General features: G+C 63.0%; 11 protein-coding genes. 5 read left to right on the top strand and 6 right to left on the bottom strand.

Translation table 11 applies throughout. The features are described from left to right. Positions 1 to 92 precede the first annotated feature (92 nt). A complete protein-coding gene (locus J1C52_RS04150) occupies positions 93 to 611 on the bottom strand; it encodes a hypothetical protein (protein WP_227426658.1) in 519 nt (172 codons plus the stop codon). A gap of 563 nt (positions 612 to 1,174) precedes the next feature. On the opposite strand from J1C52_RS04150, the gene J1C52_RS04145 reads away from it, so the two are divergent. The 5 genes from J1C52_RS04145 (at position 1,175) to J1C52_RS04125 (ending at position 6,301) form a co-directional block, all read left to right on the top strand. Next, positions 1,175 to 2,143: a TAXI family TRAP transporter solute-binding subunit gene (locus J1C52_RS04145; RefSeq protein ID WP_227426657.1), complete on the top strand. Its 969-nt coding sequence runs from the start codon at positions 1,175 to 1,177 to the stop codon at positions 2,141 to 2,143. A gap of 93 nt (positions 2,144 to 2,236) precedes the next feature. Beyond that, positions 2,237 to 4,876 (top strand): TRAP transporter permease, encoded by a 2,640-nt coding sequence (locus J1C52_RS04140; protein WP_227426656.1) that lies wholly within the window; start codon positions 2,237 to 2,239, stop codon positions 4,874 to 4,876. 116 nt (positions 4,877 to 4,992) lie between these two features. After that, positions 4,993 to 5,280, top strand: coding sequence for an integration host factor subunit beta (gene ihfB, locus J1C52_RS04135; RefSeq protein WP_072247606.1), 288 nt, complete (start codon positions 4,993 to 4,995; stop codon positions 5,278 to 5,280). A 6-nt stretch (positions 5,281 to 5,286) separates the two neighbouring features. After that, complete coding sequence (locus tag J1C52_RS04130; protein ID WP_227426655.1) at positions 5,287 to 5,646, top strand: lipopolysaccharide assembly protein LapA domain-containing protein; 360 nt, start codon at positions 5,287 to 5,289, stop codon at positions 5,644 to 5,646. A gap of 7 nt (positions 5,647 to 5,653) precedes the next feature. Beyond that, the gene (locus tag J1C52_RS04125) at positions 5,654 to 6,301 is read left to right on the top strand and encodes a phosphoribosylanthranilate isomerase (protein ID WP_227426654.1); all 648 of its coding nucleotides are present in this window, start codon (positions 5,654 to 5,656) and stop codon (positions 6,299 to 6,301) included. Here the strand turns inward: J1C52_RS04125 and J1C52_RS04120 are convergent. The 5 genes from J1C52_RS04120 to J1C52_RS04100 all read right to left on the bottom strand — a co-directional run bounded on the left by J1C52_RS04120 (position 6,298) and on the right by J1C52_RS04100 (position 11,538). Beyond that, positions 6,298 to 7,131: a glycosyltransferase gene (locus J1C52_RS04120; RefSeq protein ID WP_227426653.1), complete on the bottom strand. Its 834-nt coding sequence runs from the start codon at positions 7,129 to 7,131 to the stop codon at positions 6,298 to 6,300. The two genes, J1C52_RS04125 and J1C52_RS04120, sit on opposite strands and share 4 nt — an antisense overlap. Continuing rightward, positions 7,128 to 8,840 (bottom strand): hypothetical protein, encoded by a 1,713-nt coding sequence (locus J1C52_RS04115; RefSeq protein ID WP_227426652.1) that lies wholly within the window; start codon positions 8,838 to 8,840, stop codon positions 7,128 to 7,130. Before J1C52_RS04115 ends, J1C52_RS04120 begins: the two co-directional genes overlap by 4 nt. Further along, positions 8,840 to 9,823, bottom strand: coding sequence for a hypothetical protein (locus tag J1C52_RS04110; RefSeq protein ID WP_227426651.1), 984 nt, complete (start codon positions 9,821 to 9,823; stop codon positions 8,840 to 8,842). The genes J1C52_RS04115 and J1C52_RS04110 overlap by 1 nt, the downstream gene beginning before the upstream one ends. A 77-nt stretch (positions 9,824 to 9,900) precedes the next feature. Next, the gene (locus J1C52_RS04105; protein WP_227426650.1) at positions 9,901 to 10,650 is read right to left on the bottom strand and encodes a WecB/TagA/CpsF family glycosyltransferase; all 750 of its coding nucleotides are present in this window, start codon (positions 10,648 to 10,650) and stop codon (positions 9,901 to 9,903) included. Positions 10,651 to 10,767: 117 nt separating this feature from the next. Beyond that, positions 10,768 to 11,538 carry a DUF4394 domain-containing protein gene (locus J1C52_RS04100; protein ID WP_227426649.1) on the bottom strand — a complete coding sequence of 257 codons (771 nt, stop codon included), beginning with the start codon at positions 11,536 to 11,538 and terminating at the stop codon, positions 10,768 to 10,770. Positions 11,539 to 11,607 lie beyond the last annotated feature (69 nt).

The raw sequence follows: 11,607 nt of genomic DNA, 5'->3' as shown, positions 1-11,607 counted from the left end.
GCTGTTCATCATGGCCATTCTCAACGCTTTCAGCCAGCGCCCAGACAACCAGATCACGCCTGACGCCGTCTGAATGGATTGTTCAGAACGAACTATTTAGGGAAAATCGTTTTAATCTGCATTTCGCGGGATTTTCTGCTTAATGTCTCAACCTGTGCGCGCAGGTCTTTGATATCCCTTAAAACTTCACTCTGATCAGATCCATTTCCTGCTTTTAACGCCTCTTCAATTTCTTCAAGCTTGCTCATCACGTCTTGGTTTGCCTCTCCGAGGTCCGATGATTCCTTCCCTTCAACCCAATGGGTTATAGCTCGATTTATAATCTCCGAGATACTACTCTGAACGCCGCCCACGAGTGCTTCAATCTTAGTTACAGTCTCATGTGTCTTTTCACTTGCTTCAACAGACTTTGTATAGAATTGCCAAGACAACCAAGCCATAAAGAAAGAAATGAGTAGTGCCGTAATTGTCAGGCCGAACGAAAGCAGTGAAAAAATATCAAATGAGTATAGCTTTGGAGCCGTATCGATGGCTGGATTCTCGGCTTTCGCTCCAGTGGCGATGAATATGTATAATACGGCAAGAGACGTCGCCAGAGAATGCCTATTCATTTCCGTATTTTGTATTTTTTTGGACTAAACATCAAATCGCTGCCCTCTCTTTCATCGGAGTCTCTTAAATTCTTAGAAGCCTCGTGCTCTTGGCCTCAAAAAACATGGACACTATGGCATCACGATATTCAATAGAAAAGTTCTAAAAGTGGTGTTCGTAGAGTAACCGGTCGCTTTTTGACTGGGCGCTTCAGGTGCATTTCAGCTGCCCTGATCGATACCATAGGTTCTTCAACAGCGATCGAAGTCCAGAGAAAAGGGCGGCGGTCTGTTGCGCTTGGCTTACAGGTCAGCTTAGGGCTAAGCCCAGATATCATGTTCGCGCGGTGTGGCCGGCAGCTCAGCGCCGAAAATTTGCAAACGATGCGTCAAGCAGCGTCACCGGTCGCCACCGCCACCTTCCCCTAGGTCAACCGCCCCTTTTCTGCCCCGCGCCGCTTGACTCTCAGCGCCCGGCGTCGTCCTCTAACCCCATGGGGCGCATGGTCGCAGGGGCAACCCTGCCCATCCGCGCGCCTTGAAGCCGCCCGCTCAGTGGTGGCGCAATCAACCTGGAGGATATGATGAACAAGCATCTTACAGCCGGCGTTTTCGCCTTTGCCACCGCATTCGGTGGCGCAGCCGTGGCGCAGGACCAGACATTCATTTCCATCGGCACCGGCGGTGTGACGGGCGTGTATTACCCCGCGGGCGGCGCGATCTGCCGTCTGGTCAACCGGGACCGCGCGGAACACGGTATCCGCTGCGGCGTGGAATCGACCGGCGGGTCGATCTTCAACATCAACGCCATCCGCTCGGGCGAGCTGGAATTCGGCGTGGCCCAGTCGGACTGGCAGTTCCATGCGTTCAACGGCACGTCCAGCTTTGAAGAAACCGGCGCGTTCGAAGACCTGCGCGCGGTCTTCTCGCTGCACCCCGAACCCTTCACCGTGGTCGCGCGCGCCGATGCGGGCATCACCAATTTCGAAGACCTCGCCGGCAAGCGCGTGAATATCGGCAACCCCGGCTCCGGCCAGCGCGGCACCATGGATGTGGTGATGGAAGCGATGGGCTGGACCACCGACACCTTCGCCCAAGCCACGGAACTGCCGCCCGCAGAGCAGTCGCTCGCGCTGTGCGACAACAACGTGGACGCGATCATCTACACCGTCGGCCACCCCTCGGGCGCGATTCAGGAAGCGACGACCGCCTGCGACACCGTGCTGGTGAACGTGGACAATGACGCCATTCGCGGGCTGGTGGCGGATCGCCCCTATTACCGCATGGCGACCATCCCCGGCGGCATGTATCGCGGCAACGCCGAAGACGTGACCACCTTCGGTGTGGGCGCGACCTTCGTGTCTTCGACCGCCGTGTCGGATGACGTGATGTATAATGTCGTCAAGGCGATCTTCGAGAATCTTGACCAGTTCAAGTCGCTGCACCCGGCGCTGGCCATTCTGGACCCGGCCACCATGGTCACGGACGGCAATTCCGCCCCGATCCATGACGGCGCGGCACGCTACTACCGCGAAGCGGGCCTGATGGAATAATCGGGCATATGCCAAAACATCGCCATGGCCCCGGTTGGGGCCATGGTGCGCGGGACTCGCGCCAAGTCACGATAGCGAACCGGGGGATGGACCATGTCGCAAACGCCAGACACAGAACGCCGCTTTTCCGATGAAGAGTTGCAGGATCTTGTCGCCAGCACGGATTCAGGCGGGCGCGAGCCGACGAACCGCTCCGTTGCCCTGCTGATCGCGAGCGTCGCCTTCATCTGGTCGGGCTTTCAGGTCTGGATCGCCGATCTGCAATTCCAATTCGCCCAATATATTCCCGGCGCGCGCATCATCGGGTCTGACCAGACGCGGCCCATGCATCTGGCCTTCGCGCTGTTCCTGGCGTTCCTGGCCTATCCCGCCTTCAAGAATTCCCCGCGCAAGCATATCCCGATCCTCGACTGGATCATGGCCATCGTGGCGGGGGGCTGCGCGTTTTATGTGCTGTGGTTCTCCAGAGAGATTTCCGACACCGCCCGCGCGGGCCTGCCCACGCAGACCCAGATCTGGGTCGGGATGGTCGGGCTTGTGCTGCTGCTCGAGGCCTCGCGCCGCGCGCTCGGCCCGGCGCTGACCATCGTCGGCGGTGTGTTCCTGGCCTATAGTTATTTCGGCACCGGCTGGCTGATCCCGGACCTGATCGCGCATGAGGGCCGGTCGTTCGACGCCATCATCAACACGCAATGGCTGTCCACCGAAGGGGTGTTCGGCATTCCGCTGGGGGTGTCGACGGCCTTCGTGTTCCTGTTCGTGCTGTTCGGCGCGCTTTTGGACAAGGCGGGCGCGGGCAATTACTTCATCAAGCTGGCCTTCGCGGGCCTTGGCCATTTGCGCGGCGGACCTGCCAAAGCGGCCGTGGTCGGCTCTGGCGCGACGGGGCTGATCTCTGGCTCGTCCATCGCCAACGTGGTCACGACCGGCACCTTCACTATTCCGCTGATGAAGCGCGTGGGCTTCACGTCGGAAAAAGCGGGCGCGGTCGAGGTGTCGTCTTCGGTCAACGGGCAGATCATGCCACCCGTGATGGGGGCGGCGGCCTTCCTGATGGTCGAATTCGTCGGCATCTCGTATCTCGAGGTCATCAAGCACGCCTTCATCCCGGCGATCATTTCCTACATCGCGCTGATCTACATCGTGCACCTTGAAGCGCTGCGCAACGGGATCCCGGCGCTGGGGCAGGGCGGCTCGCTTCTGGTCATGCTGGGCAAGGTCGCGATCGGCTTTGTCGGTGCGGGCGTGATGTTCTACGGCGTCATCCTTGGCGTGAACGGATTGCGCGCGGCGGCGCCCGGTATCTCTACCCCGGTCATTCTTGCCGTGCTGGCGGCGGTCTATTTCGCCTGTCTGTGGGTTTCCGCAAAGCGACCAGAGCTAGAAATGGACGACCCCAATGCCGAAGAGGTCAAGCTGCCCAAGATGAACGAGGTCGTCCCGACCGGGCTGCATTACCTGCTGCCCATCGTCGTTCTGGTCTGGTTCCTGATGGTCGAACGGCAATCGCCGTCGAAATCGGCCTATTTCGCCGTGCTGATGATGCTGTTCATCATGCTTACTCAGCGCCCCATCAAGGCCATGCTGCGCGGTGAAGGGGATTTCATGACCCATCTGCGCGCAGGCTTTGCCGACCTGATCGAGGGCATGATCGCGGGCGCGCGCAACATGATCGGCATTGCCGTGGCCACGGGGGCCGCGGGCATTATCGTGGCGACCGTCACGCGCACGCCCATTGGCACGGAACTGGCGGGGCTGGTCGAACTTCTGTCCATGGGCAACCTGTTTCTGATGCTGCTCTTGGTTGGCTTCTTTTCGCTTGTCTTGGGTTTGGGCTTGCCGACCACGGCCAATTACATCGTGGTGTCGTCGCTGATGGCGACCGTGGTGGTCACGCTGGGGGCCAGTGAAGGGCTGATCGTGCCCCTGATCGCGGCGCATCTGTTCGTGTTCTATTTCGGGCTGATGGCCGATGTCACGCCGCCCGTCGGTCTGGCCAGCTTCGCCGCCGCCGCCGTGTCGGGGGGCGACCCGATCAAGACCGGCTTCACCGCGTTCTTCTACAGCCTGCGCACGCTCGCGCTGCCCTTCCTGTTCATCTACAACCCGACACTCATCTTGTATGGGGTCGATCTGGGCACCACGGCGGGCATCTTGCAGGCGGTGTTCATCTTCGTGATCGCAACCTTCGCGATGCTGCTCTTCGCCGCGGCAACGCAGGGCTATTTCCTTGCCCGCTCGAAGCTGTGGGAATCGGCGGCGCTTCTGCTGGTGGCCTTCACACTGTTCGTGCCGAATTTCTGGCTGGACCGCATTCAGCCGCCGTTCGAGGATTTGCCGGGCACCCAGTTCGAGGAGTTGCTGACAAATGCCCAGCCGGGCGATGAGTTGCGCCTGTTCGTGGAAGGGCCGGATTTCAACACCGGAGAGCCGCGCTCGACCACGCTGCGCCTGATCGTGGATGACACAGCCCCCGCGCAACGGCTGCAAAACACCGGTCTGTTCCTGCTGCCCTCGGAAGACGGCATCGCCATGGAAGAGCCGATGTTCGGCACGCCCTATCAGGAAAAGCTGGCCGATTTCGACTTCTACGCCGACCAGCAAGTTCAGATCACGACCGTCGCGCGCGAGGCGGACCGCCTGCCGCAACAGATTTTCTACATCCCGGCGCTTCTGTTGCTGGGGCTGGTGATCGTGCTGCAACGGCGGCGGCAGACCCAACCGGCGTTCTAGGCAGGGCGCAGGACCAAGGCACCGGGGGCATGTCGGTTTCTGTGGCCATGTCCCCGGCTTTTGGATATAAAGGCCGAAAAGCGCAGTCATAGCGCGGGTTTGCGGGGGGAAGTTGGATGATCCGGTCGGAACTGATCCAGAAAATCGCGGAAGAAAACCCACATCTGTTCCAGCGCGATGTCGAGCGCATTGTCGCCACCATCTTTGACGAGATCACCGAAGCGCTGGCGCGTGGCGAACGGGTCGAATTGCGTGGTTTCGGAGCGTTTTCGGTCAAGAAGCGCGACGCCCGCGTGGGCCGCAACCCGCGCACTGGCGAAAGCGTTGAAGTGGCCGAAAAGGCCGTGCCTTTTTTCAAGACCGGAAAGCTTCTGCGCGACCGGCTCAACGGGATCGAGGAGTAATTCCAAATGATGGCATATCTGCGAATCGGCCTGTCCGCCCTGCTGGCGGTGCTTCTGGCGACCATCGCGCTGGCCAACCGCGAGATGGTCACGGTGCAGTTGTTCCCCGAAACGATCGGCAACCTGATCGGGTTCAATTTCGGCTTCGGGCTGCCGCTGTTCATCCTGCTGGGTCTGGCCATCGGCTTGGGGCTGATGCTGGGCTTCATCTGGGAATGGCTGCGAGAGCATAGCTACCGTGCCGAAGCCGCCCGCCTGCGCCGTCGCGTGGCCGCGTTGGAAAGCGATATGGCCAAGCTGGAAAAGGCCGCACCCGCCGCCGTTGCCCAGAAGGACGACGTTCTGGCGGTTCTGGAAGCGAAATAGTCCTCGAATGCCGTTACCGACATGTGTGAAGATCTGCGGGCTGACCAGCGCGCAGGACGTGGCCCATGCCGCGCAGGCCGGGGCCAGCTACGCGGGCTTCGTGTTCTTCCCCAAATCGCCCCGCCATCTGGAAATTGCCGCCGCACGCGCGCTGGCGCTCTATGCGCCGATCGGGCTGGCCAAGGTCGCGCTGGTGGTGAACCCAGAGGATGCGGCGCTGGATGCGATCTTGGCCGAGGTGCCCATCGACATGATCCAGCTGCACGGGGCCGAAACACCCGCGCGCGTGTCGGAAATTCGAACGCGCTACGGCCTGCCGGTGATGAAGGCCGTGGGCATCGCCTCCGCCGACGACCTGCCGAAACTTGCGCAATATGAATGCGTGGCCGACCAGATACTGGTCGATGCCAAACCCGCCCAAGATGCAGTGCTTCCCGGCGGCAATGGTCTTGCCTTTGACTGGCGGCTGATCGCCGGGCGCGACTGGTCCAAGCCGTGGATGCTGGCCGGCGGCCTGACACCCGAGAACGTGGCCGAAGCCATTCGCCTGACCGGCGCGCGGCAGGTGGATGTGTCCTCTGGTGTGGAAAGCGCGCCGGGCGTGAAGGACGGCGCGCGCATCGCGGCTTTCGTGCAGGCCGCGCGCGCCGCCTAGCGTCCGCGTGACCAGTCCTTGTCGGCAAAAGGTTTGCCCGCGCGCACCAACAAGGCCACCAGCGCATAGGTTGCAAATCCGGTCGGGTCGGCCTTGGCCAAGGCCATTATGTCAGGCCGGGCCTTGCCCTCGTTCGGCAAAAGCTCTGGGTAGCGCTTGGCAATCTCTGCCGTGCCCATGTCCTGCCTGCGCCGCACGCGCACCAGCCGCGCCAGCCCTTCGACCATGGGCCAAGTGTAGTCGGCGGCGACCTGCACGCGCTCTTCGGGGGCGAATTGAAGCCGCACGAAAGTGTCATCGGCAATGACATGCGGGAATTTGCCCCAGCGCGCGCGCCCGGTGGCATTGACGGCAAACAGCCCGAAGCCGGGGGCGTTGCTTTTGTTGAAGGGCACGCTTTGCCAGAACCGCGCATAGGCGCGGGTCACGCGGCTTTCGGGCGGGGCGATACGCGGCGTGCCGGTCGCATAGCGCGGGTTGGGGTTGCTCAGCACCTCGATCAATTGCCCCAGCAGCAACGGCGAGACGCGCACATCGGCATCCAGATAGACCCGGTAGCGCCCGATCGCCGCCACATCGCCCGCGTTCAGCGCCTTGATCTTGGAGCCTTCTTTCAGATCGAGCACTTTCAACGTCCAGCCGCGTTCGCGCGCGGGCATGTCGTAGCGGCGGGCCACCTTGACCGTGTCATCGGTGCAGCCATTGGCGACAACGATCAACTCCAGCGCGTGGCCCGGCACCGGGTCGCTGTCCAGAAGCGCGGTCAGGCATTGGCCGATATAGCGCGCCTCGTTGCTGGCGGGAATGATGATCGAGATGACGACGCTCATCGTGACACCTGTTCGGGGTTGAAGCTGACCAGTGCATCCCAACGCGGGTTGTGGTCGGTCAGATGACGCAACGCGCCGAAACTGCCCCAGCGGCCCGGCGCGCGAATATCGGTGAAATGGGCGAATAGCCCGCCGCCGCCGCGCACCCAGCCTTCCAGCAGCATGGTGTAAAGCTCTGCCATGCCCTGCGAATAGTTCACGTCGATGAACAGCGCAGTCAGCGCCGCATCGTCCATATGTGGCCCCACGCCCACCAGATGCGTGCCGCCTTCATAGGCGACCAGCTCCAGCCCCCAGCGGTCGGCCACGGCGCGGTGATAGGGCAGGTCGGTGTCAATAAAATGCGCGACCGTGTTGCGCCGATCACCGCTGATGGACCCGTCACGCAATTCCGCGATCATGCGCGGCCGCAGGATGTCATGGGCGCGGCTGCGTGTGAAATCGGCCAGCGCGTCGCCCGACAGCCCTTGCGCGCGGCCCTCTTCCTCGGCGAGTGCCGTGGCCTCGCGCAGCCAGCCTTGGGTCATGGCGATCTTCTCGTCATTGCCCAGAAGCGCGCTGAAATAGCCGGTTATGGCATAGGCGTCGAACAAGGTGGGCGGTGCGGGGTTGGCGGGGCTCTCGGCCTGCCAGCTTGGCGACAGTAGCTGCTCTTCCAGCCCGTGCCAGCCGGTCTGCGTGGCCAGAACGCGCATCAGGCGGTCCTCTTGGCCTGCGAATTCGCGGTTGAAGATCTGCACCATCTGCGCCGCGCGCATGGCGTTCCATTCCTGCCAGCGATTGCCATCGCCCCAGCGCGCCTCTGCCTGCGCGCGGGCATGGTTTGCTTGTGGGAAGGACCAGTTCCATGTCTCGTTCGAATACTCGATCCACGCGCGCAAGCCGGGGTCCAACTGGTCGCGTATCAGCCGCGCCATCTGCGCGATGAAATCGTCGCTGGCCAGATGCGGGATTGTGAACCACGGCTCGGTGCCGGTTTCATTGGCCAGCCGGATCATGACCTCCAGCGGCACACCGCGCGGAGTGTAGGTGTAGTCAGAGGGCAGGGGCCGGTCGGCCCAGTCGGAGAGCGTGGTGTAATTGGTGTTCATCCATTCCATGACGCGGAACACCGCCATGCCCTCGACCCGCGCCAGCCAGTCGGGGTTGAAGATCTGGCCCGCGTCATGCGCGTTGACATGGCGCTGATGGACCACTGAAATATCGCGGATCGGGTCGGCTGGGTCGATGTCGCGCACCTGCAGTTCTACCAGACCGGGGCCGGGCGATGTGCTGAACCACAGCTCGCGCGGGCCAATGCGGCGCGTGCCGCCCACGCGGCCTGTGATCTGCACATCCGCTTGTCCCGCCCATGTCACGCGGTAATTGCCCGCAACACCACCCGCATCTTCGGCCAGATCGACCAGCATCAGGCTGGCCAAGGCGCTGGCACCTTCGGGCACGAACAGGGGCCAGCCGTGCGCGTCCAGTGCGCCCAGCGCAATCAGGTCGCGTTCCTCGAACCCACCCCATTGGCCGGTCCGGTGTGCCATCCACGCGCGCGAGGTTTTCATGATGTCGATAAAGGGCAGCTGTGGCTGGTAATCGCGCAACTCCGTCATGTTCATGCCCAGCCAGCGCGGCGCGCCCGCGTCGCGGGGCGAGAGATAGCCCTCGGCCCATGCCGTGACCGGAAGCAGCAGCGCGAGCAGGGGGGCAAGCCACCGCATCAGCTTTCCCCCGCCGTTTGCGCCACGCCGCTGGAGCGCGTGGCGCGCACCACGTCCCATGCGATCTGCTGCATCAGCGCCGCCACCCCTGGCGCAGGCGCATCCGCAAGGGTGCCATCGGCGCGCAAAAGCTGATGGGGCAGGCCGCGAGGGTCGGCGTGGTAGAGCGTTGCGTAATGCACCAGCGCGATCAGGTAGGCGGCCTTGTCGCTGGGGTGAATGGTGTCGCGGGTGCCATCCTCGGCCAGTGCAAAGAGCGCGTCAGTGTCGGGCATACCGGGCAGGCCGCCGCGCGCGCGCAATTCGCGGGCAAACGCGGCCATTGCGCGCCCGGCGGGGATGACATGGATCGTGCCCACGCCGGGATAGGCCTTGGCCTGCGCCAGAATCGTGCCTTCCCAAAGCGCCTCTGCGTCGCGGTCGATCCGGTCCAGCCAATCGGCTGCGTCATGGTGGTTATGCCAAGTCTCGTATTTGTAAATTCGTATCTGGGGCGCATGTTTTCGGGCCAGTTGCGCCCAAAGCGCGGTGTAGCGCCCCGAATCGTGCCAGCGGATCGCGTCTTGCAGGTCGATCATCTCTGTCAGCACCAGCGCATCGTACTCGCCGCTTTCCAGTGCGGGTTTGGCGGGGCGGTAGGCGGGCGGCTGGTTCATGGCGTCATAGCCCGCGATGGCCTCGTCCGGTTCCCAATGGGTGCGCAGGCTTGCCCCCCAGCCAAGTTGGCTGTTGTAGAAAGCGCGCGCATGGCCTGCGGCTTGCGCCAGTTGCGTGACAAAGGCGGGAATATCAGGCCCGATCAGGCTGTGGCCCAGGTAATAAACACCCAAACCTGCCTCCGGCGCAGGCAGCGGCGTGTCGTAATGCGACAAACGTTCGGCCCGGTCCAGCGGGGCCGGGGCGCGCAAGGCCCAGCCAGCCGCAGCCAGCGCGGTGGCAAGCACCACGGCCATGGCCAGCAGCTTTTTCAGGTCAAATCGCATTTCGCACCAGTATAGAGGACGGGCCAGATTTGCCCAAGGATTGCGGCAAGAATGCGGAACTTGTGGGGTATCTTCGCCTAACGATCGCGTGAGCGGCCGTGGCGCAGCCGATGACGCAGCGCGCGCACCAGAAAGCTGGCATTTCCCAGGATGTAGCGCGCGAACATGCGGCGCGGTTCCAGCGCCAGCCGCCACAGCCATTCCAGCCGCGCGCGGCGCAGCCACAGCGGCGCGCGCGACACGCGGCCCGACAGGAAATCGAACAGCGCGCCCACGCCCATGACATAGCGCGCATCGAGCGCTGCGGCGTGCTGCGCCAGCCACAGGTCTTGATGCGGCACGCCCGTGGCCATCCAGACCATATCGGCCCCGCTGGCATTGATCGCGGCAATCGCGGCTTGCGGGTCGTGCAGCCCCGCGAACCCGTCGCGCGTGCCGGCAATGCGTAGACCGGGTGCCAAGGCTTGCAACTTGGCCGAGGCACGCTCTGCCACGCCCGGCGCAGCCCCCAGAAGGAATAGCGACAGCCCGCGCGAGGACAGCGCGCGCGCCAGTTCCGGGCCAAGATCGGTGCCGTTCAGATTGGCGACAAAGCGTGCGCCATGCAGCTTGGCCGCCAGTTCCAGCCCCGCGCCATCGGGGAATAAAAGATCAGCCGTTTCAAGTGCTTGACGATAAGCGCGGTCCCGCGCGGCGACATTCACGCAATGCGCATTCACAAAAGCCACACGCGCGCTCGGACGCGCCAGCAGGGCCGCAATCGCATCGGGCATGGGGGCCGAGACGAGGTTCAGGTCGAACAGGCGGATCGTGGGCAGGTCGGGCACGGGCGGCATATCTGGCTAGGGTCACATCAGGCCTAGCCACCAAACCCCCTTGGTTCAAGCAAAGAACGCGCGCCGGAGTGAACAGTCCCGGCGCGCGCTGGCTGTCTGGGCAGCGTGTTACATGCCCGGTGCCATGACAGTCATGTCGCGGAGCGCCACGTCCAGACCGTCAATCTCCCAGCTTTGCGTGACCATGCCGCTGTCCAACGAAACGGTATGGATCGCGCCATTGGCCGACAGCCACGCGGTGTTGGTGCCCATCGCATCTGTGGCGATGTCGAAAGCGACCGGCCCCTCCAGCATCGCGCCCAGCTCGCCAATCATCACGTTCGTGCCGTCATTCGGCGCGGTCTGGCGCAGCAGGGCATGGGCATTCGTGTCGATGTTATACATCGCCGTGGCCTCGGGCCGCCCGAAAGAGTTGCTGTAGGCCGTCGCCCCCACCATCGGCGCGCCATCCATGCCGTCCCAATGCAGGCTGCCATCGACCATGACGGCCCCGGTGCTCAGGTTCACGCGGTGGTTGGTGGTCCCGGACATGAAGCGCAGCGCATCGGCGGCGGGGTTGATGTCGACGATCACGGGCGCACCATCGGCAATGGGCAGGGGCGTGTCCATGGTCACAAGCGGCGTCACCATGCCGGTCATGGCATCAATGTTGACGACCTCGAACGCCTCGGTCACGCCGATCAGCGTGTTGGTATTGGGGCGATAGTCGATGCCCAGCAAGCGGCCTTCGACCATCACCTCTTGCATCCCGGTGACGGCGCCCGCGCCTAGGTCGATCATCGTCAGCGTGCGATCGCCGCTCAGCCCGATTGCCGTTTGCGCGGCCAAGGGGGCGGCGGTTGCACTCAGAAGGCCCGTCAGAAGAAGCGTGTGTTTCATCAGTCTCTTTCCCTTTTGTCAGTAGACATGCAGGAAACGAGACCGTGTTCAGGAAAGTTTCGCAGCCGC

The sequence above is a fragment of the Roseibaca sp. Y0-43 genome, from assembly GCF_020667835.1.
In the GTDB taxonomy this organism is placed as follows: domain Bacteria; phylum Pseudomonadota; class Alphaproteobacteria; order Rhodobacterales; family Rhodobacteraceae; genus Roseinatronobacter.
Note: the sequence above shows the minus strand (reverse complement) of the source record. Positions and strands in the feature narration are given on the sequence as shown.

Coding starts and splice junctions, on each gene's coding strand:
- J1C52_RS04140 (WP_227426656.1), top strand. CDS start 2,237: ATGTCGCAAACGCCAGACACAGAACGCCGCTTTTCCGATGAAGAGTTG.
- ihfB (WP_072247606.1), top strand. CDS start 4,993: ATGATCCGGTCGGAACTGATCCAGAAAATCGCGGAAGAAAACCCACAT.
- J1C52_RS04120 (WP_227426653.1), bottom strand. CDS start 7,131: ATGAGCGTCGTCATCTCGATCATCATTCCCGCCAGCAACGAGGCGCGC.
- J1C52_RS04110 (WP_227426651.1), bottom strand. CDS start 9,823: ATGCGATTTGACCTGAAAAAGCTGCTGGCCATGGCCGTGGTGCTTGCC.
- J1C52_RS04130 (WP_227426655.1), top strand. CDS start 5,287: ATGATGGCATATCTGCGAATCGGCCTGTCCGCCCTGCTGGCGGTGCTT.
- J1C52_RS04150 (WP_227426658.1), bottom strand. CDS start 611: ATGAATAGGCATTCTCTGGCGACGTCTCTTGCCGTATTATACATATTC.
- J1C52_RS04115 (WP_227426652.1), bottom strand. CDS start 8,840: ATGCGGTGGCTTGCCCCCCTGCTCGCGCTGCTGCTTCCGGTCACGGCA.
- J1C52_RS04145 (WP_227426657.1), top strand. CDS start 1,175: ATGAACAAGCATCTTACAGCCGGCGTTTTCGCCTTTGCCACCGCATTC.
- J1C52_RS04100 (WP_227426649.1), bottom strand. CDS start 11,538: ATGAAACACACGCTTCTTCTGACGGGCCTTCTGAGTGCAACCGCCGCC.
- J1C52_RS04125 (WP_227426654.1), top strand. CDS start 5,654: ATGCCGTTACCGACATGTGTGAAGATCTGCGGGCTGACCAGCGCGCAG.